Annotated in this window: 19 protein-coding genes and 1 pseudogene; 10 read left to right on the top strand and 10 right to left on the bottom strand. The window is 65.0% G+C overall.

Features of this window, described 5'->3' with window-relative positions; translation table 11 throughout:
• Window positions 1-9: 9 nt before the first annotated feature.
• Window positions 10-210, bottom strand: coding sequence for a hypothetical protein (locus tag HAPAU_RS11805; RefSeq protein WP_066382839.1), 201 nt, complete (start codon window positions 208-210; stop codon window positions 10-12).
• A 118-nt stretch (window positions 211-328) separates the two neighbouring features.
• On the opposite strand from HAPAU_RS11805, the gene HAPAU_RS11800 reads away from it, so the two are divergent.
• Window positions 329-2026 carry an acyl-CoA carboxylase subunit beta gene (locus HAPAU_RS11800; protein ID WP_066382838.1) on the top strand — a complete coding sequence of 566 codons (1698 nt, stop codon included), beginning with the start codon at window positions 329-331 and terminating at the stop codon, window positions 2024-2026.
• A 63-nt stretch (window positions 2027-2089) separates the two neighbouring features.
• Entirely contained in the window at window positions 2090-2422 is a 333-nt protein-coding gene (locus tag HAPAU_RS11795) for a DUF5658 family protein (protein ID WP_066382837.1), read from the top strand.
• On the opposite strand, the gene HAPAU_RS11790 is transcribed toward HAPAU_RS11795, so the two are convergent.
• The 4 genes from HAPAU_RS11790 to HAPAU_RS11775 all read right to left on the bottom strand — a co-directional run bounded on the left by HAPAU_RS11790 (window position 2409) and on the right by HAPAU_RS11775 (window position 6825).
• Window positions 2409-2861, bottom strand: a complete 453-nt coding sequence (locus HAPAU_RS11790; protein WP_066382836.1) for a MaoC family dehydratase — start codon at window positions 2859-2861, stop codon at window positions 2409-2411. The genes HAPAU_RS11795 and HAPAU_RS11790 overlap by 14 nt on opposite strands.
• Before the next feature lie 79 nt (window positions 2862-2940).
• Window positions 2941-5334: an amino acid permease gene (locus HAPAU_RS11785; protein WP_066382835.1), complete on the bottom strand. Its 2394-nt coding sequence runs from the start codon at window positions 5332-5334 to the stop codon at window positions 2941-2943.
• A 94-nt stretch (window positions 5335-5428) separates the two neighbouring features.
• Window positions 5429-6181, bottom strand: a complete 753-nt coding sequence (locus tag HAPAU_RS11780; RefSeq protein WP_066382834.1) for an Lrp/AsnC family transcriptional regulator — start codon at window positions 6179-6181, stop codon at window positions 5429-5431.
• Window positions 6182-6255: 74 nt separating this feature from the next.
• Window positions 6256-6825, bottom strand: a complete 570-nt coding sequence (locus tag HAPAU_RS11775) for a YqaA family protein (protein WP_066382833.1) — start codon at window positions 6823-6825, stop codon at window positions 6256-6258.
• Window positions 6826-6915: 90 nt separating this feature from the next.
• Between HAPAU_RS11775 and HAPAU_RS11770 the strand changes: the two genes are divergently transcribed.
• The 6 genes from HAPAU_RS11770 to HAPAU_RS11745 all read left to right on the top strand — a co-directional run bounded on the left by HAPAU_RS11770 (window position 6916) and on the right by HAPAU_RS11745 (window position 10914).
• The gene (locus tag HAPAU_RS11770) at window positions 6916-7755 is read left to right on the top strand and encodes an HpcH/HpaI aldolase/citrate lyase family protein (RefSeq protein ID WP_066382832.1); all 840 of its coding nucleotides are present in this window, start codon (window positions 6916-6918) and stop codon (window positions 7753-7755) included.
• Window positions 7756-7829: 74 nt separating this feature from the next.
• Window positions 7830-9086, top strand: a complete 1257-nt coding sequence (locus HAPAU_RS11765) for a Glu/Leu/Phe/Val family dehydrogenase (protein ID WP_066382831.1) — start codon at window positions 7830-7832, stop codon at window positions 9084-9086.
• 78 nt (window positions 9087-9164) lie between these two features.
• Window positions 9165-9350, top strand: coding sequence for a DUF7525 family protein (locus HAPAU_RS11760; protein ID WP_066382830.1), 186 nt, complete (start codon window positions 9165-9167; stop codon window positions 9348-9350).
• A 41-nt stretch (window positions 9351-9391) separates the two neighbouring features.
• Window positions 9392-9616, top strand: coding sequence for a DUF7123 family protein (locus tag HAPAU_RS11755; RefSeq protein WP_066382829.1), 225 nt, complete (start codon window positions 9392-9394; stop codon window positions 9614-9616).
• A 39-nt stretch (window positions 9617-9655) separates the two neighbouring features.
• Window positions 9656-10105 carry a CoxG family protein gene (locus tag HAPAU_RS11750; RefSeq protein ID WP_066382827.1) on the top strand — a complete coding sequence of 150 codons (450 nt, stop codon included), beginning with the start codon at window positions 9656-9658 and terminating at the stop codon, window positions 10103-10105.
• On the top strand, window positions 10102-10914 hold the full coding sequence (locus HAPAU_RS11745; protein ID WP_066382826.1) for a carbon-nitrogen family hydrolase: 813 nt from the start codon (window positions 10102-10104) through the stop codon (window positions 10912-10914). The genes HAPAU_RS11750 and HAPAU_RS11745 overlap by 4 nt, the downstream gene beginning before the upstream one ends.
• Before the next feature lie 323 nt (window positions 10915-11237).
• On the opposite strand, the gene HAPAU_RS11740 is transcribed toward HAPAU_RS11745, so the two are convergent.
• Entirely contained in the window at window positions 11238-12770 is a 1533-nt protein-coding gene (locus HAPAU_RS11740) for an aldehyde dehydrogenase family protein (protein WP_066382824.1), read from the bottom strand.
• Between the two features lie 43 nt (window positions 12771-12813).
• Window positions 12814-13611 carry an RIO1 family regulatory kinase/ATPase domain-containing protein gene (locus HAPAU_RS11735; RefSeq protein WP_066382821.1) on the bottom strand — a complete coding sequence of 266 codons (798 nt, stop codon included), beginning with the start codon at window positions 13609-13611 and terminating at the stop codon, window positions 12814-12816.
• A gap of 96 nt (window positions 13612-13707) precedes the next feature.
• Between HAPAU_RS11735 and HAPAU_RS11730 the strand changes: the two genes are divergently transcribed.
• Window positions 13708-14850, top strand: a complete 1143-nt coding sequence (locus tag HAPAU_RS11730) for an acyl-CoA dehydrogenase family protein (protein WP_066382815.1) — start codon at window positions 13708-13710, stop codon at window positions 14848-14850.
• Window positions 14851-14853: 3 nt separating this feature from the next.
• On the opposite strand, the gene HAPAU_RS11725 is transcribed toward HAPAU_RS11730, so the two are convergent.
• Window positions 14854-15036 carry a YHS domain-containing protein gene (locus HAPAU_RS11725; protein WP_066382813.1) on the bottom strand — a complete coding sequence of 61 codons (183 nt, stop codon included), beginning with the start codon at window positions 15034-15036 and terminating at the stop codon, window positions 14854-14856.
• Window positions 15037-15160: 124 nt separating this feature from the next.
• Between HAPAU_RS11725 and HAPAU_RS11720 the strand changes: the two genes are divergently transcribed.
• Complete coding sequence (locus tag HAPAU_RS11720; protein ID WP_066382811.1) at window positions 15161-17059, top strand: ABC transporter ATP-binding protein; 1899 nt, start codon at window positions 15161-15163, stop codon at window positions 17057-17059.
• Between the two features lie 125 nt (window positions 17060-17184).
• Here the strand turns inward: HAPAU_RS11720 and ggt are convergent.
• Together ggt and HAPAU_RS11710 are read right to left on the bottom strand one after the other, a co-directional pair.
• A pseudogene (gene ggt / locus HAPAU_RS11715) lies at window positions 17185-18860 on the bottom strand (gamma-glutamyltransferase).
• Between the two features lie 257 nt (window positions 18861-19117).
• Window positions 19118-20149 (bottom strand): phosphate signaling complex PhoU family protein, encoded by a 1032-nt coding sequence (locus tag HAPAU_RS11710; protein ID WP_066382809.1) that lies wholly within the window; start codon window positions 20147-20149, stop codon window positions 19118-19120.
• Window positions 20150-20167: the final 18 nt, after the last annotated feature.

The raw sequence follows: 20167 nt of genomic DNA, 5'->3' as shown, positions 1-20167 counted from the left end.
TGACGAACCCTACGCCGGCGGGTGGACGACGAGCGCGTCGAACACGCCGGTCGCCGCGACGACCGAGGCGAGAACGAGTACCACCGGCAACGAGATCGAGACCAGCGTCTGTGCGGCGATACCGAGGGCGTACACGCCGGGGATCAGCCCGAGGAGCAGGTCGTACCGCGAGACTCGCCCGTCGGTTTCCGCTGCGTGCTCGTCGACCATCGTAATTAGATGTAATTACAGGCGTTCACTAAAAACTGGTGGCGATCCCCGGCACGACCGAGTCGGTGTCCGAATCCTCAATGGAAAACGGTTTCAAATCGCCCCGCACAAACGGGGTATGGACGTCCGGATCAGCGCGGGTGCGAGCGAGGAGGAGGCCTCCGCGATCGCCGCCGCGCTCGCAGAACACGTCGAGAGCGAGGTCGAGGTCTACGTCGGTGACGACGAGGAACCGACCGTCGTACAGGAGGCGAGCGTCGAGTACGAGGACGATCTCGGACCGACCGAGCGCGAGCAACTCCTTCGTGAGGAGATCGAGGAGATCGAACGTGGCGGTCCCGAGAAGTACAAAGAGCGCCTCCCCGAGCAGGGCAAACTGTTCGTCCGGGACCGCCTCGACCTGTGGTTCCCCGACGGACCCCTGTTCGAGGACGGGAAGTTCGCCGAGTTCGATTCCGAGGACCGCCTGCCCGCCGACGGCCTGCTCACCGGGGCCGCGGAGTTCGAGGACCGAGAGGTCCACTTCATGGCCAACGACTTCACCGTCAAGGCCGGCAGCATGGCCGGCAAAGGCGTCGAGAAGTTCCTCCGGATGCAACAGCGCGCGCTCAAGAGCGGCAAACCGGTGCTCTATCTGATGGACTCTTCTGGAGGAAGAATCGACCAGCAACGGGGCTTTTTCGCGAACCGCGAGGGGATCGGGAAGTACTACTACAACCACTCGATGCTTTCGGGGAGAGCACCCCAGATCTGTGTGCTTTATGGGCCGTGTATCGCCGGGGCCGCGTACACCCCCGTCTTCGCGGATTTCACCGTCATGGTCGAGGGGATGAGCGCGATGGCGATCGCTTCCCCCAGAATGGTGCGGATGGTCACCGGCGAGGAGATCGATATGCAGGAGTTGGGCGGCCCGCGGATTCACGCCGAACACTCCGGCTCCGCGGACCTCGTGGCCCGCGACGAGGAACACGCCCGAAAACTCGTCTCGCAGTTGATCACCTACCTGCCCGACAAGGCGGGCGAGAAACCTCCACAAGGGGAGCCCAAACCCCCGAAACGCTCGCCCGAGGGGATCGACTCGGTGGTTCCGAGCGAGCCCAACCGGGGCTACGATATGGCCGACGTGATCGAGCGGGTGGTCGACCGGGACAGCTATTTCGAACTCAAACCCGACTACGGAAGCGAGATCATCACCGCCTACGCGCGGATCGACGGCCGTCCTGTGGGAATTATCGCCAACCAGCCGAACCACCGCGCGGGGGCGATCTTCCCCGACGCCGCCGAGAAGGCCGCCGAGTTCATCTGGAAATCAGACGCCTACGAGGTCCCCCTGCTCTATCTCTGTGACACCCCCGGCTTCATGGCCGGCTCCGGCGTCGAGAAGGACGCCATCCTCGAGAAGGGAAAGAAGATGATCTACGCGACCTCCTCGGCGACGGTCCCGAAACAGTGCGTCGTCGTACGAAAAGCCTACGGTGCGGGGATCTACGCGATGAGCGGGCCCGCCTACGACCCCGAGAGCACGATCGCGCTCCCGTCGGGAGAGATCGGAATCATGGGTCCCGAGGCGGCGGTCAACGCCGTCTACCGCAACAAACTCGACGATATCAACGATGCCGAGGAACGGGCCGCACGCGAGGCCGAGCTGCGCGAGGAGTATCGGGAAGACATCGACGTCCACCGGATGGCGAGCGAGGTCGTGATCGACGAGATCGTCCCGCCGAGCGACCTGCGCGAGGAACTCGTCAACCGCTTTGCCTTCTACGAGGGCCTCGAGAAGGACCTCCCCGATAAGAAGCACGGGACGGTGCTTTAGCATCTCTCTTATCGGTTTCTAGAGGGGTAATAACGATAGCGTCGGCCTCCGAACGTCCGGGGGATGGTGACACACGAGGCGGGCGTCTGGGAGGCGCTCTCCCGACACGAGGCGGCCCTCTGGGGAATCGTCGTCCTCGCGATGGTCGCCGATACCGCCCTCACCTACTACGGGATCGAACGAGGACTGATCGAGGGAAACCCGGTCGCCCGCGTCGCGCTCGAGCGGTTCGGGTACGCTGCGCTCGGCGCGCTCAAACTCCTCGCGCTCGGGGTCGGACTTGCCGGACGGGCCGTGCTCCCCGTCGGCTATACCGCGATCGTTCCGCTGGGGCTCGCGATCCCGTGGACGATCGCCTCGCTGGTCAACGCCGCGTTGATCGTCACTGTGAGCTAGCCTTCAACGAGAGGACCGTCCGATCGAACGCACAGACCACCTCGTCGTCCTGGTTCAGGACTTCGACGTGCATCGTGACGACGCCGCGCCCGCCGTCGGAGGTCTCGCGTTTCTCGGTGACCGTCGACCGAGCGCGGATCGTATCGCCGTGAAACACCGGTGCGGGGTGTGAGACGTCGTCGTACGAGAGGTTCGCCACGATGGTACCGTCGGTGGTCTCGGGGATCGTCAGTCCGACGGCGAGGCTCATCGTGTAGAGGCCGTTGACGAGGCGTTCGCCGAACTCCGTCTCGGAAGCGAACTCGCCGTCGAGGTGAAGGGGCTGTTGGTTCATCGTCATGTCACAGAAGCGTTGATTGTCGGCCTCGCTTATCGTCCGACGTTTCTCGTGTTCGATCGTCTCGCCCACCTCGAACTCCTCGTAGTACAGACCGGACATATCTCCGGATCGACGCGCGCGGGGAAAAACGCTGTGGGGTTCTCCGGGACCGGCTCGCCCGATCGACCCGGATCGCGAGTTACGACCTGAGTTTCAGGAGATACCGATAGGGCAAGAACAGCGCCGGCTGCACTCGACCGCGGAGGCCGGTCTCGCTGGCGTAGACCAGTACCGGAACGTCGAGCGAGGAGCGTCGAACCACCCGGTCGGCGTTGCTCCCGAATATGGAGCGCCGGAACACGCGGTTGCGCGAGGCCCCGACCAGCAGCGGACCGCCGACGTCGGTCGCGACGTCGAGAAGCGCCTCGACGACGTCCTCGGCCTCGATCGTGTGGACCTCGATCCGGTCCTGTTCGTCGAAGCGCTCGAGCGTCCGCTCGACGTCCTCCGCGGTGCCGCTCGTCCCGGTCGGTTCGACGTTGACGACGTGAACGGTCGTCCCGCGATGGGCGAGTTGGCTCGCCACGTCGAGCAGGCGGTCGTGGTGGGGACCGCCCCCGACCCCGATGGTGATCGTCGAGAAGTCGAGCGCCTCGTCCATCCCGCTGACGAAGAGAACGTCACAGGGCGCCTTGTACTCGACCGCTTCGGTGATGTCGGGCCGCCCCTCGGGATAACCCATGACGATCCGGTCGGCGGACTCCTCGCGGGCGGTCGTGAGGATGTCGAAGACGACGTTCCGGCTGATGTGGCCCTCGACGAGAACCGTCGCCTCGAGGTCCTCGCGAACGGTGCCGAGTTCCTCCTCGATGCGGTCGGCACGCTTGATCGCGGTGTCGATGACGGCGTCGCTCCCCGTCTGATCGGGGATCTCCGTGACGTTGAGCAGGCGTACGACCGGGTCGTCACCGTACAGTCGGCCGATATCGGCCGCCAGACGGGCGTAGTGTGCCGCCCGGTCGGGGCGTTCGATCGGGACGAGCACCTGATAGCGGTCCTCGGCGACGGATTTGGCGTCGGTGACCAACGGTTCGGTGTCGTCCTCGATCGAGGGGACCGTCTCACCGTCGGCTGCCGGTACTCCAGATGTTTCGACTCCCCGACCACCGTTTGCGGTGACCCGCCGGGCGGCGACGGTCTTCTCGATCAACTCCTCGCGGTCGGGTGCCCCGCCCCAGACGATGTAGGCGACGACGAAGACCGCCTCGACGAGCACGGCGACGACGATGCCGACCGGCGGGAGGTTCGTGATCAGCGCGAGGTTCGCGAGGACGCCGACGATCGGCAACCACGGCACCGCCGGAACCGAGAAGGGCCGGTCGATGTCGGGAAAGCGCCGCCGGCTGACGATCAGCGAGACGTTGACGACCGCCAGCGGCGCGAGCAGGTTCATGTTCGCAAAGCCGGTCAGCCCCTCGAGTCCGAGCGCGAACGGGACCGCACCCGAGAGCCCGCCCTCGGCGGGGAACAGCCCGACGAACACCGTGATCAGCAGGACGATCACCCCGGTGACGGCGACGATGCTCCAGAAGGGCGTGTTGTACTCCTGATGAATGCGCGAGAACGACCGCGGGCCCTGACCCTGTCGGCCCATCAGGTCCCCGATGCTCGCGGCGGCGAGGATCGACGCGTTCGAGGCCGAGACCATCGAGAAGATCGCGCCCGCGACGATGAGCGCCTGCCCGGCCGGACCCATAAAGGAAGCGGCGACGGTCCCCATCGCCGTTTCGCCGGCCCGCAGCACCGAGTCATCGACCGGGGCGTTGACCATCGCGACGATGACGAACGTGTAGAGAATCGTGACTGTAACGATCGAGGCGGCGATCGCCGTCGGGACCGTCTTTCGGGGTTCGATGATCTCGCCGGCGCTTGCGGCGATCGCCGAAAAGCCGAAGAAGGTGATAAAGGCCAGCGCGGCGATCGAGACGATGCCGGCGGGATCGCCGAACTCGAACCCCGTCGCAAACGTGGTTGTCGCCTGCGTGGGGCCGGCGTAGGCGACCGCGCCGCCGATGAAGGCGAAGAGAACCACCACTTTCGCACCGGTGACCATCAACTGGAAGGTACCGCTCTCTTCGGTTCCCTGCGCGTTCAGCCCGCCGAGGGCGAGCGCGGTCAGGATCCCCCACACTCCGCCGGGGAGGTGGATTTCCCCCAATCCTAGTAGTCCGAGGGCTGGTGCGAAGACGAACTGCTCGACCCAGTGGTCCATCGTCCCGAGATAGAAGGCGGTCGTCGCACAGTAGCCCATAAACAGCGAGGCGCCGATCCCGAACAGGAGGTACTCGTTTTCGAAGGTACGTGACGAAAAGAGATACCCGCCGCCGTTCTCGGAGTAGATCGAGGCGAATTCGGAGTAACTGGCAGCGGTGATACTGGCGATGAGAGCGGCGATGACGAACGCGATGACGGCACTGGAGCCGATCTCGTAGACCGCCCGCCCCGACAGCGAGAAGATACCGGCGGCGATCATAGTCCCCAGCCCCAGCGCGAACGCGATCTTGAAATCGAGGGTGCGTGTTTTCTCTACCACGATCGTAGAAGTAAATCCGCATTCAAAAGTCCACTACAGTCACTATCAACTATCGCAAATTGAAGAGATAGATATTTTCGATAGCGAAATCACCTCAGCGCGTCACCGTGATACCGGTGACCGCCTCCAGCAAGTGGTCCTGGACGCCCCGCCGCGAGAAGACCGTCAGGACGTCCCCGACCCGGAGGTCGGTCTCGCCCCGCGGCGTGATGACCTCGTCATCGCGCTCGACGGCGATCACCAGCACGTCCTCGTCGAGGATTCCCTCCTCGACGCTCTCCTCGATGGTTCGCCCGGCGACAGGCGCGCCGTCCTTGATGGGGATCTCGACCACCTCCGCGCCGCCCGAGAGGGTCATGAAATCCGTCAGTGGGCTTCGCTCGTGGGTCGCGGCCGGCCCGTACTGGTCGTAGGGGCGGTAGTACTCGCCGTTGACCAGCCCTTCGTCCTCGATCTCGAGACCGAGATCCGCGAGTTCGCGCTTGATCCGAGTCAAGTCCCCCGTATCGGTCCCGATCGCCTGTACGTGGAGGTTCTCGCGGCCGGTCATCGTCGAGCGGACGTGAACCACGCCCGGAACCTGCAGGACGCGGGCGACGACGTCGTCGGCGTCCGTCGAGGCGTTACAGAGGAAGATGTTCATCAGCCTTCCCTCGGCGATCTCGTAGTCGATCTCGGCGTGATAGCCCTGGATGATCCCCCGGTCTTCGAGCTGGTCGATGCGGTTGCGGATCGTCGCCGCCGAGACGTCGACCTCCTCTGCGATCATGGGTGCGCTCGTGTTTCGCGCGTCCACCCGGAGGTAGTAGAGGATGCGCTTGTCGATGTCGTCGAGTCGTTCCTGCATATGGGGGTGTTCGTCCGGCGAGGCAATCAGTCCTCGTCTCCTCGTTTCACGCGTCGGGACGACCGGTTCACGGCTCAGACGAGGCTGATCGCCCCGCCGAAGACGCCGAGCGTCACGAGGAGACGCCCGAGACTCCCGGCGAACGTCGCCACGGCGAACTTCCAGTAGTTCTCCTCGAGGACGGCGAAGGCGTACAGGGAGATGGTGTCCGGAAAGAAGGGAACACAGAGTGCGAGTGCGAGTCCCGCGTAGCCGTATCTCTGGGCGATCTCGACTGCTCGCTTCTGGGACCACGAGACGACGTCGAACCGGGAGCGTTCGAGCCACCGAATGAGCGGGCCGGACTGTTTCGCTTCCTGCCCGATGTGGAACGCGACCAGACTCCCGATCGCTTTGCCGACCGCACTCGTCAGTACGATGACGCCGAGCGTCACAGCGCGCGAGGGGGCGATGTCCAGCGGCGCGACCAGCACGATCTCGCTCGGCCCCGGGAGGGCAAAGGCGATGAGAAACGAGTACGCGAAGACGATCCCGACGCCGGGCCATCCCGTCGCCGTCTCGACGATCGCTTGCGCACTCTCGATCCCCCCGACGGCCAGTCCCCCGCTCAGGAGGAGCGCCACCCCGCTCGTCGAGCCGTTCACGGTGGGACCGTTCGGGCAACGGCGAGATAAACCTGTTCTCTTGTCCCAGCGATGGGTACACCGATATGGATCGCGTCCGAACGCCTCCCCATGACTCGCCGTAGCGTCATGTTCACCCCCGGCGATCGTCCCGAGATGCTCCGCAAAGCGCCCGCGGCGGGCGCGGACGTGATCGTCTTCGATCTGGAGGACGCCGTCGCCCCCGACCGCAAGCCGGCGGCACGCGAGGCGGTCGCCGATCTCCTCGGGGATCCCGAGTTCGACCCCGAGAGTGAGGTCTGCGTCCGGGTCAACCCCGAGTTCGGCGAGGACCTCGCGATCCTCGATCGCGCACGACCCGACAGCCTCATGTTGCCGAAGGTCACCGGCGAGGCGTCAGTCGAAGCGCTCGTGGCGCGAGTCGACGAGTTCGGCGACGCGCTTTCGGTACTCGCGCTGATCGAGAACGCGGCGGGCGTGCTTGCCGCCCCCGAGATCGCCGCCCACGAGGCCGTCGACGCGCTCGTCTTCGGTGCGGAGGACCTCGCGGCGGACGTCGGCGCGACCCGCACTCCCGAGGGAACGGAGGTGCTCTACGCCCGCGAGCGCGTCGTGATCGCCGCGAGCGCCGCCCACTGCGAGGCGATCGACACCGTCTACACCGACATCGAGGACCGCGAGGGCCTCGTCGAGGAGACCCGATTCGCGATCGGCCTCGGCTACGACGGCAAGATGGCGATCCATCCCGGCCAGGTGGGGCCGATCAACGGGGCGTTCACGCCCGATTCCGAGGAGGTCGAGTGGGCCGAGCGCGTCCTCGATGCACGGGACCGGGCCGACGAGGACGGACGGGGCGTCTTCCGCGTCGACGACGAGATGATCGACGCGCCGCTGATCGCACGGGCAGAACGGATCCGCGAGCGCGCTCGCGTCGCCGACCGCTCGACGTGATTTAGGGCCATTGTATTGCTTCTATGGTATATATTTCGGCACGCTTAACACCGTGCTACGTGTGAAACCGGACAATGGCCGAGGAAGCGAACCCATTCGAAAGTCTACAGGAACAGGTCGACGACGCGGCCGCGTACCTCGACGTCAGTGAGGACGTAATCGATCGGCTGAAACACCCCCAGCGCGTCCTCGAGACGAACCTCTCGGTCGAACTCGACGACGGATCCCTGGGGCGGTTTCGCGCCTTTCGCTCGCAGTTCAACGGCGACCGGGGGCCCTACAAGGGAGGGATCCGGTATCACCCGAACGTCTCGCGTGACGAGGTGAAGGCGCTCTCGGGGTGGATGGTGTATAAGTCCGCGATCGTCGGGATCCCCTACGGCGGCGGGAAGGGCGGGATCGTCATCGACCCGAGGGAGTACTCCGAGGCCGAACTCGAACGGATCACCCGTGCGTTTGCGACCGAACTGCGCCCCCTCATCGGCGAGGACCGGGACATCCCCGCACCGGACGTCAACACCGGTCAGCGCGAGATGAACTGGCTCAAGGACACCTACGAGACCTTGGAGAACACGACCGCACCCGGCGTCGTTACCGGCAAGGCCATCGAGAGCGGCGGAAGCGCGGGTCGGGTCGAGGCGACGGGCCGTTCGACCATGCTCACCGCCCGCGAGGCGTTCTCGTATCTCGGGCGCGACGTGAGCGAGGCGACCGTCGCGGTCCAGGGCTATGGCAACGCCGGTTGGATCGCCGCGAACCTCCTCGAAGAGCAGGGCGCGACGATCACCGCCGTTTCGGACTCCTCGGGAGCGATCCACAGCGAGTCGGGGCTCGACACGCAGGCGGTGCGCAACCACAAGGACGAGACCGGTAGCGTGGCCGGCTACGAGGGTGCCGCCGAGGAGTTCTCCGGCGAGGAGCTGTTGACCCTCGACGTGGACCTGCTCGTGCCCGCGGCCCTCGAGAACGCCATCGACGAGGAACTCGCCCGCGAGGTCGAGGCCGATGTGATCGTCGAGGCTGCAAACGGGCCGCTGACGCCCGATGCCGACGACGTCCTCACCGAACGCGAGGTCGACGTCTTTCCGGACATCCTCGCGAACGCCGGGGGCGTTACGGTGAGCTACTTTGAGTGGGTCCAGAACCGCCAGCGCTTCTACTGGGACGAACAGAGGGTCAACGACGAACTGGAGGAGGTGATCGTCACCGCCTTCGAGGACCTCACTGATGCCTACGAGGAACACGACGTGCCGAACTTCCGGACCGCGGCCTACGTCGTCGCCATAGACCGGGTCGTGCGCGCGTTCGAGGAAGGCGGGACGTTCCCCTGAACGTCGCCGCTTCGGGGCGAGATCACCCGCCGGAAACGAACCACAACGCACTACACACACCCTCCGCGTAGATACCCCATGGCACGCACGAAACAGGCCACGTCGGACAAGGGACTCGGTCTGGGGTTGCTCTTTGGACTGCTTGCGGCCGGCGGTGCACTCGGTATGGTCGCCGCACCGGGCGGCCTCACCGCGGCGTGGGGGTTTGCGGCAGCAATGATCGTGGGAGTGATCCTGATCGTGGCCATTCACAGCTACGCATAGGCGGGAAATCTTAAAGTCCGTCTACGCCCTATCACCATCCAATGAGCGACATCACGGACGAGGACCAACGTATTCTCGCCTATCTCCGTGACAGCGTTTCGACCGGCGAGAGCTACTTCCGGTCGAAACACATCGCGAAGGCGCTCGGTCTCTCCTCGAAACAGGTCGGCGCGCGACTTCCCTACCTCGACGAGAAGACCGACGAGGTCGAAATCGAGAAGTGGGGCCGGTCGCGCTCGACGACTTGGAGGGTCACGCTGAGTTGATCCGGCGTCTTTTTGGTTGCAGGGTCCTCGATTCGTAGTATGACTGTCCGGGTCGAACGCCGATTCACCCTGCCGGCACCGTGCGAGGAGGTCTGGGAGTTCATCGCCGATCCCGAGCAGCGAGCACGGGCGATCAGCGTCGTCTCGGAGTACGAACTCGAGGACGAATCGGGCCGAAAGGCGACGTGGTACATCGATATTCCCATCCCCGTGATCCGCCGGGCCGCCCGCGTCGAGACCGAAGACACCGAGCGCGACCCGCCCAACTACGTCGAGTTCGTCGGCCGCTCGAAGGTCATGCGCGTCACCGGCACCCACCGCCTCGAAGAGGTAGAGGAGGGATGCCGGCTCACCAACGAGTTCGTGGTCGACGGCAAGCTTCCCGGCGTCGAACGCTTTTTCAAACACAACCTCGATACGGAACTGGAGAACCTCGAAACCGCCATTCGCGAGTACCTCGCCGAAAACGACCGGAACGACCGCCGATGAAACTCGCACTCGCGCAACTCGACATCGACCATGGCGACGTCGAGGGGAACGTCGAGCGAGCGGTCGAGGCGATCACCGAGGCCGCCCGCCGCGACGCTGACCTCCTCTGTCTCCCCGAAATTTTCAATGTCGGGTACTTCGCGTTCGATGATTACGAATCCGCCGCTGAGGGTCTCTCGGGCCCAACGCTCTCGCGGCTCTCGGAAGCCGCTGTCGAACACGGGATCAACGTGCTCGCCGGGACGATCGTCGAGGACCTCGCGGAGACGACCGAGGTCGAAACACCGGCCGGTGAGGGCCTTTCGAACACCGCCGTTCTGTTCGACCGGGCGGGCGAGCGTCGGGCCGTCTACCGCAAACACCACCTCTTCGGCTACGAGTCCGCGGAGGCCGATCTGCTGGTGCCGGGCGAGGAGCCTCGCTCGGGGATCTGTGAGGTCGAGGGCTTTACCGTCGGGATCACGACCTGTTATGACCTTCGATTCCCCGAACTCTATCGCGAACTCGTCGAGCAGAGCGTGAACCTCCTGCTCGTACCGAGCGCGTGGCCCTATCCGCGCGTCGAACACTGGACGACCCTCTCGCGGGCCCGCGCCATCGAGAACCAGTGCTACGTCGCGACGATAAACGGGAGCGCCGAATACGAGGGCGCGAAGTTGCTGGGTCGTTCGACGGTGTTCGACCCGTGGGGCACGACGCTCGCCAGTTCTGGCGACGAACCGACGCTTATCACGAGCGAGATCGATCCCGACAGGGTCGAGCGGGTCCGCGCGGAGTTTCCGGCGCTGCGCGACCGACGCCGTTCGTGACTCTTTCACAGTCGTCAGCTAGCTGTCGATCCGTCCTGATAGACGACGGATCCATCGGGACACGCTTATTAGGTTCGACCCCCGAGAGGGAACTGCCCGAAAGCGCTTTTCTCGCTTGACGGCAAACACAACCCGCGTCGCGCTCCACCGGACCGCTCCCGGACGGTCCGACTCCCGCCTCGTTCCATTTCGTCCGTAGTACCTGCCTAACCGCCGTTAGTACCTGTATACTGATACTCGGTGGCGTGGTAGAACGGGTCGCTGGTGAAAGCCAGCGCAGTGCCTATCGAACGGGGTCTGGCCCGGCCCCGTTTTCTGTCCTTTCAGTCGTCGCCCGTCTTGATGTCCGCCGAGAGCCCTTGAGCCATCTCGATATCCCGTGAGTTGTTCAGGGTAAAGGCGGTGCGCTCGGTGACCGCTTCGATCACTTCGCGGGCGCTCGGATACCCGTTACCGCTTTTCTTGACGCCGCCGAAGGGCAGGTGGACCTCCGCGCCGATACAGGGCAGGTTCGCGTAGCCGAGTCCGACCTCGCCGTAGTCGCGGAAGGCGTTGATCTGGCGGTAGTCCTCGCTTATGATCGCGCCCGCGAGCCCGTAGGGCGTGTCGTTGTGGATCTCGATGGCCCTCTCGACGTCGCCGCTGTACTCTACGAGTGCGACGTGGGGGCCGAACACTTCCTCCTGTAGACAGCGCAGCTCGGGATCGTAGTCGACCTCGTAGACGAAGGGCCCGACCCAGTGGCCGCCCTCCGAGCCCTCGGGCAGCTCCGCGGGATCGGGCTCAGCGCGGTCGACTAGCACGCGCCCGCCCTCCTTCCGTGCGAGATCGTTGTACTTGTGGAACTTCTCGACCTGGCTCTCGTCGACCACCGGCCCCATGAAGGTGTCCTCCTCCATCGGGTCGCCGATCTTCACGTTCTTCGCGAGTTCGACGTAGCGCTCCTTGAACTCGTCATACAGGTCAGAGTGGACGATCAGACGCTCGGAGGAGACGCAACGCTGGCCGGTGGTCTTGAAGCTCGACATGATCGCGGAGTGGACCGCCGTGTCCATGTCGGCCTGCTCGGTGACGATGATGCCGTTCTTTCCGCCCATCTCGCAGGCGGCCAGTTTACCGGGTTCGGCGCCGACCTTGCCCGCGATCTCGTGGCCGACTTCCGCGCTCCCGGTAAAGAGCACCGTCGAGACCCGCTCGTCCTCGACGATGGCGTTGCCGGCGTCGCCGAAGCCCTGGACCATGTTGAAGACGCCGTCGGGAATGCCCGCATCCTCGAACATCTCGGCGATGATCTGGCCACAGCGGGGGGTCTGTTCGGCGGGTTTCCAGACCACCGTGTTGCCCTCGACGAGCGTGACCGCCATGTGCCAGAAGGGGATCGCCACCGGGAAGTTCCACGGCGTGATACAGCCGACGACGCCGCGGGGCTTGCGGCGCATGTAGGCGTCCTTCGCGGGGATCTCGCTTGGAACCACGTCCCCGTGGGGGTGGCGGGCGTTGCCGGCGGCCCACTCGACCATGTGCCACGCCTCTGCGACGTCGGCCTTGCCTTCCGAGATCTCCTTGCCACACTCCTCGGTGACAACCCGGCCCAACTCGTCGTGGCGCTCTTTCAGTTCGTGGTAGATGTCCCAGAGGTACTCCGCGCGGTCGATATACGAGAGGTCGCGCCACTCCTCGAAGGCCCCGTCGGCCGCTGCGAGCGCCCGGTCGATGTCCGCCTCGGTCCCCTGTCGGAACGTTCCGAGGCTCTCGCCGGTCGCGGGGTTCTCGCTCTCGAACGTCTCCTCGCCATCGCCGTCGGTCCACTCTCCGGCGATGTAGTGCTGTGAAACGTCCATCGTCTGTTGGCTCATAATCGTTCGGGAGATTTGCGAGACGAGGATAAAAAGCTGCCCGTCAATCCGCTCGGCGTTCGATCTCGCCCTTCAGTCCTGCGGCCTCGAACTCGTGGTCCGGGCGCAGGCGGACGAGATCAAGGAAGTCCCGTGCGGCTAACAGTACCGCGGCGTCGTAGCGGTCTGCGGCGATCTCGACGGTGCGTCTCGCTCCGAGGGCGGGTTCGAGCGTCGCGAGCGCGCAGGCGATGTCGTACGCCCGCGCGGTCGAAAGGCCGTCCCTCCGGACGTTGGTCGCGTCGATGAAGTAGAGTTCCCCGCCGTGGACGAGGACGTTCTCCCCGCGGAGGTCGCCGTGGGCGAGGCTGTGGTCGTGCATGAGCGCGAGCGCCGAGAACAGCTCGAGAGCCAGCGTCTCGACCTCCGCGGGTGGGAGTTCGTCGAGGGTTCGGAACTCCGGGAGGTACTCGAGCATGAGGACGCCGAACTCGTCGACGCCGAACGCCTCGATCGGCTCGGGGGCGTTCAGCCCGATCTCACGGACCCGTCGGGTGGCCTCCAGTTCGTGCTGGCTCATCGCTAATGGATCCTCGAATCGCTCGAAAAAGCCCTCCTCGCCCCGCGAGAAGACGCCGAGATTGCGCGCACCCGTAAAGAGCGCCTGTACCAGCGCGTTCTGTGGGCTGATGACCTTCACGAACCACTCCTCGTCGACGACGCAGGGGGTAGAAAGCCAGTTGTCGGCCTCCAGCACCGTAATGTGAACGCTCTCGCGGTCGTAGCGGTCGGCGATCTCGCGGCCGATCCGCTCGAGCTGTGGCTCGTCGACTCGCCCACGGATTAGCCGACGGAACTCCATTCGTCGGATGGAGGACCCCGAGTCGTATAGGCGCTTCGCGAGCGGTCTATCACGGTCGTTCGCTGTTTTTATGCCGGCGCTCGCGCAAGGTGGGACATGGATTTCAGGCTCCCCGACGAACACCGCATGATCCGCGATACGGTTCGGGACTTCTGCGAGGAGGAGATCGAGCCGATCGCCCAAGAGATCGAAAGCGAGCACCGCTATCCCGAGGAGATCTTCGATCAGCTCGCGGACCTCGACATCATGGGCGTGCCCATCAGCGAGGAGTACGGCGGGCTCGGCGGCGATCAGCTCATGTACGCGCTTGTCACCGAGGAGCTCGGTCGAGTTTCGGGAAGCATCGGCCTCTCGTATGCCGCCCACGTCAGCCTCGCCTCGAAACCGATCGAACTCTTCGGTACTGCGGAGCAAAAAGAGGAGTGGCTCCGCCCGCTCGCGGAGGGCGAGTACGTCGGCGGCTGGGCGCTTACGGAACCCGGAAGCGGCTCGGACGCAAGCGACATGGACACCCGCGCCGAAAAAGAGGGCGAGGAGTACGTCCTCAACGGTACCAAGCAGTTCATCACGAACGCGAGCGAAGCCGGCTCCATACTAGTGAAGGCCGTCACCGACCCCGAGGCGGGCTACGACGGCATTTCTACCTTCATTGTCGACCCCCGCGAGGACGACGGTTTCGAGGTGACGACGATCTGGGACAAGATGGGACTCAACGCCTCGCCGACCTGCGAGATCGCGCTTGACGACGTGCGCGTTCCCGAGGACCGCCTGCTCGGCGAGGAAGGAGACGGCTGGGACCAGACCAAGAAGACCCTCGATGGCGGGCGGATCTCCATTGCGGCCCTCTCCGTTGGACTGGCACAGGGCGCGTACGAAGCAGCCCGCCAGTACAGCACCGAACGCGAGCAGTTCGGCCAGCCGATCTGCGAGTTCGACGCGGTGCGGAACACCGTCGTCGCGATGCACCGAAAGACCGAGCGTGCCCGCCTACTGACTCACGACGCCGCGACCACCTACGACCGGGGCGAGGAGGTCACCAGAAAGAGCGCGCTCGCGAAACTCGACGCGAGCGAGGCGTGTCGGGAGGTCGCAGAGGACGCCGTGCAGGTCCTCGGAGGATACGGCTACACCGAGGACTTCGCGCCACAACGCTTCTATCGGGACGCCAAACTGATGGAGATCGGCGAGGGCACCAGTGAAATTCAGCACCTCGTGATCGGTCGGGAGATCGGGCTGTAGCGCTCAGTTTTCTGCGTACTCCTCTGGATCGGCCTCGAACGACGCCTTGTGATCCGAACAGCAGAAGTAGTAGACCTCGCCCTCGTACTCCGTCTGGGCGGGCGCGTAGCTCTCGCCGCCGTAGCCCTCCTCCGAACCGGGAGTCTCCTGTTCGATCTCGCCGTCACAGACGGGACAGTCGGTCATGGTGAACGCCGGTTGTACATCCCACGGCAATAGCCACCGGCGTGCGACTGCCGGCCGTCGAGAACCGGGCGGTAGCGTAGGGTTTCGGCGGATACATACAGTCCGACTCCGTCGGTGTCGGCAGATGGGGGCGAACGAGGCAAACGAGAGCGTTTTCGACGTCTATCGCGACCGGGTCGACAGGCCACTGGTTCGGCTGTTTCGAAGCTACGGACGTCCCGAAATCGCGTGGTTCGGGCTCGGGATGGCCGCGAACGTCGTCGCCCGGGTCGCGAGCCTGCTGCCCCCGCTGGTGCTGGGGGTCGCTATCGACGCGGTCTTCGTCGCGTCCGACCCCTTTACGCTTCCCGTGGTCCCCGACGCGTGGCTTCCGACCACGCAGTCGAGCCAGTTTCAGCTTTCGGCGGCGCTGATCTTCGGCGCCTTCCTGACGACGGCGGTGTTTACATGGATCTACGGGATCGCCGCCAACGTCTTCGCCCACCGGGTGATGCATGCGGTCCGTACCGACAGCTTCGAGCGGATGCAACGGCTCGACATGCCGTTTTTCGACGACAAGCAGACCGGCGAGGTGATGAGCGTGCTCAACAACGACGCCTCGAATCTGGAGGTCTTTCTCGACGACGCCCTGCAGAACTCCGCACGGCTGGGCGTGATGGTGCTTGGGATCGCCGCCCTCCTCTTCTATCTCAACGCCCAACTCGCCGTCGTCACCCTGATCGCGGTGCCGGCGATGGTGCTGTTTACGCTGTGGTTCATGCGGGTCGTCGAGCCGATCTACGTCGCCCAGCGCGCCAGCGTCGGCGATCTGAACACCCGGCTGGAAAACAGCCTGGGAGGGATCCAACTCGTCAAGACGGCCACGACCGAGGACTACGAAACCGAGCGCGTTCGACGTGCCTCCTACGAGTACTTCGAGCAGACGATGCAGGTCATCAAGCTCAACTACGTCTACCGGCCGGGTATGGAACTGCTGGCCGGGGTTTCCTTCGCTGCGACCTACGTCGTCGGCGGGGTCTGGCTCTTTTCGGACGCACCGGGGCCCTTTACGGGCGAACTCACGGTCGGTACGTTCGTCACGTTCCTGTTGATGACCCAGCGTTTCGTCACGCCGCTCGCGGAGGTCTCGAACATCATCGACCAGTACGAGAACGCGAAAGCCTCCAGCGAGCGCGTCTTCGGGCTGATGGACATCCCCGTCCGGATCAGCGACGCCCCCGGGGCGGTCGAGTTGACGGATCCGGAGGGACGCGTCGAGTACGACCACGTCGACTTCGCCTATCCCGAAAACGCGCTGAAAGCCGCACAACAGGAGATCTCGGGCGAGCGCGTGCTCCACGACATCGACTTCGTCGCCGAACCCGGTGATACCGTTGCGCTCGTCGGACCGACTGGGGCCGGAAAATCGACCCTGCTGAAGCTCTTGTTGCGCCTGTACGAAGTCGACCGGGGCGAGGTTCGCGTCGACGGCCACGACGTTCGGGAGTTGACGCTGTCGAGTCTGCGGGGAGCGATCGGCTACGTCGGACAGGACGCCTATCTCTTCGACGGCACCGTTTCCGAGAACATCCGCTACGGGGATTTCGATGCGGGCGACGAGCGAATCGAGGAAGCCGCCCGCGCCGCCGAGGCCCACGAGTTCATCCGCGATCTACCCGAGGGATACGACACCCGGATCGGGGAACGGGGCGTCAAACTCTCCGGGGGTCAACAACAGCGCCTCTCGATCGCCCGGACGGTCCTGCAGGACCCCGAGATCCTGATACTCGATGAGGCGACCAGCGATGTCGATACCGAGACCGAGCGCCTGATCCAGGAGAGTCTCGACCGCCTGACGAAAGAGCGCACGACGTTCGCCATCGCCCACCGGCTTTCGACGGTCAAGGACGCGGATACGATCCTCGTGATCGAGGACGGGCGGATCACCGAGCGGGGCACCCACGAGGGATTGCTCGACGCCGGTGGAACCTACGCGACTCTCTGGGGCGTGCAGGCCGGCGAGGTCGAAACGGGTTCGGGTTAGTTGCAAGGATTGATCCACCGATAGGCGGTGCGGTGGCCACCACGAGCGTGGCTGGCTTCCGGCAGTCACCCGAGGGGGGCGGGGAAAGGCTGGCGTCCTGATCGGGTGGTTCGGATCCGAACCGTTCACAATACGGTCTGACGGTCCCCGAAACGACCGCGAAGCAGTCGTTTCTTGGATAGGTGGAGGGCGAACAGCGCGAGGTCGCTTCGCGTCCCGTGAGCGAAGGCCGTCAGGCCGGAGTGAGGGCTTTCGTTAGAAGCCGATGGCCTGCCCTTACGGGGGTCCGACCCGCCGATCAGGACCCCATCCTCGTCTCGATAGACGATCTGACCGCCACCCCAGTGACCCCCTTCGGCGAAGAACTCCGATTCTTCGATGATCTCGTGCCCGCGCTCGCGCAGACTCCCGACCGCTTCGTCGGGGAGTCGCGAGGTTTCGAGTGCCATACGCTTTCCATCGAGCCAGCGGAATCGCGGCGCGTCGAGGGCGGCCTGTGGGTTCAGCCCGTCGACCATGTTGGTGGCGACCTGCAGGTGGCCCTGTGGCTGCATCGACCCGCCCATGACGCCCCACGAGGCGCGAAACTCGCCGTCCTCGCGGAGCATGGCCGGGATGATCGTGTGGAACGGGCGCTTTCCCGGCGCCAGCCGGTTAGCGTGTTCGGGATCGAGGCTAAAGGAATGCCCGCGGTTCTGTAGCGCGAATCCACCGGCCGTGAGCCCGCTGCCGAAGCTCATGTAGATGCTATTAATAAAGGAAACCGCGTTGCCCTGCGGGTCGACGACCGAGAGGTAGACCGTGTTCGCGTGCTCTCCGGCACCCGCGCCGTGCGTGGCGGCCTCGGGGCCGATCTCGCTCGCGCGCTCTTTCGCGTACACCTTCGAAAGCATCGTTTTCGTGGGCACCTCGACGTGCTCGGGATCGCTCACGTGGGTGTAGCCGTCGGCGAAGGCGAGCTTGGTCGCCTCGATGAGTCGGTGCAGGCGGTCTTCGTCTCCCGGTTCGCCCTCGATTCCGAGCTCCTCGGCGATGTTGAGCGCTTCGAGTGCGATGATTCCCTGTCCGTTCGGCGGGTGTTCGAGTACTTCGACACCTCCGAACTCCGTGCTGATCGGCTCCTCCCAGGTGCTCTCGTGGGTCTCCAAATCGGAAAGCGAGAGGGTCCCGCCGTGTTCCTGCACTACTTCGACGACTCTTTCCCGAGTTCACCGCCGTAGAGCACCTCGGGACCCTCGCGGCCGATCGTTTCGAGCGACTCGGCGAATTCCGGGTTCGAAAAGCGCTCGCCAGGTTCGGGTGCTCGGCCGTCGGGGAGGAATGTTTCGGCGCTCGAATCGAACTGGGCGACTCGGGCCGTCGCGTTCGTCCACTGGCGCGCGACGTACTCGGAGACCGGCACACCGCCCTCGGCGTAGTCGATCGCGGGTCGGAGGACTTCGGCGAGATCCAGCGTGCCGTACGCATCGAGGAGCGTCGCCCAGCCGTCGAGCGCGCCCGGTACCGTCACGGGGAGGCCGCCGTCGGCGGGCATGACCGGCTCGCCGTCGTCCTCGGCGTCGGTTCGCTCGCGATACTCCCCGAGATCGGCCTCGGCGGGTGCCCGGCCGCTCGCGTTTAGTGCGCGGTACTCGCCGTCGAACTGGGTCAACGCGAAGGCGTCGCCGCCGATCCCGGTCATGTGTGGCTCGACGACGTTCAACACGGCTGCGGTCGCGACCGCGGCGTCTGCCGCGGTTCCACCCTCCTCGAGGACCTTCACTCCCGTCCGCGCGGCGAGTGGATGGCTCGTCGCGACCATGCCGTTCGGGGCCATCACCGCCGAGCGCCGGCCGGTGAACCTCCAGGGGTACTCAAAGTCCATGCCGGGCGTCTGAGGACGACCGGCGCGGTGGCCGGCGCGAGGGCGGTCGCCTTTCCGGCGACCGCATGAGCGGGATGGGGAAGGGCTGGTTCACCCGGAAGCGCTGCGCAATCGCGCACCGCGATTCGGCGGTACCTGGTCGGAAATGAAAAGGGCGAGGTCCGACTGCCAAGTCGGGCCGAGGGCTTTCGTTTTCAGTGGATGGTCACGTGCTCTGACTCCTCGTTGAGCGCGAGGTTCGCTGCGATCTCGGCGTTGCGCATGGCGAACTGGGCGGTCTGCTGGAGGCTCACGAGCACTTCCCGGACCTGCAGGAGGTCCTCATTGTCCATCTCGGGGAGATCGTTCAGGATCTCCTCCTCGCGGTCCGAAATTTCCTTGAACAGCTTTCGGACCTCGATGGTCAGGTCGTAATCGCGCTCGACGGCGGCCGCGACGGCGAGTGCGGTGATCTCGTCGACCTGATCGGTGAATTCGCGGATCCGGCGCATCGTCGCGCTGTCGACGGCAAGCGAGTGGTCCTCGGATTCGAGGACGATCTCGGCGATGTCCTCGGCGTTGTCGGCGGTGAGTTCGAGGTTCTTCGCGATCGAACGATAGCCGATCAGCGCGAAGCCGTCGTCCAGCCCGACCGCCCGCGCGAGCGTCGGGTTCTGGTAGGCGGTGAATATCAGCCTGAGCAGGAGGACGAAGATCTTGTTGGCCTGGCGCTCGCGGTTGAGCGCGCGCTGGGCCAGGTCGGGGTTGCCCATTGCCAGTGCCTTGACCGCTTCGCCGCGCATCGTACTCCCGGTGTTCTCGAGGCGCTGTAGCAGGTTGTCGAGCGTGAAGTCCTCGGGATCGACCGAACACCGGATCGCGATGCTCTCGGGGGTCTCCTCGATGACGCCCAGTCCCATCAGTTGGGTTTCGGCTTGGTAGATCGCGTTGATGTGATCCGAGGAGAGCGCGCCCTCCTCCTGATCGACGTGGATGATCCGCCGGCCCAACACGTACTGGGCGATGATCGCCCGTTCGACCGATCGGGCGTCGAGTTCGTCCGCGTGGATGATTGCCTCGCTCTCCTCGCGATCGGCGGACTCGGGCATCACCGTCAGCGCACCCTTGCTCCCCCGGCGTAATGTCACCTCGTCGCCCTTCTCGACGCCGTGTTCCTTTGCCCAGTCAGCGGGTAAGGTCATTGCCAGCGTGGAGGGGCCCAGCCGCTGGACCTTGCGTGTATCCATGAGGGCGGTATTCCCTGA

This window comes from Halalkalicoccus paucihalophilus (assembly GCF_001593955.1).
In the GTDB taxonomy this organism is placed as follows: domain Archaea; phylum Halobacteriota; class Halobacteria; order Halobacteriales; family Halalkalicoccaceae; genus Halalkalicoccus; species Halalkalicoccus paucihalophilus.
This window is presented reverse-complemented; position numbering and strand designations above follow the sequence as displayed.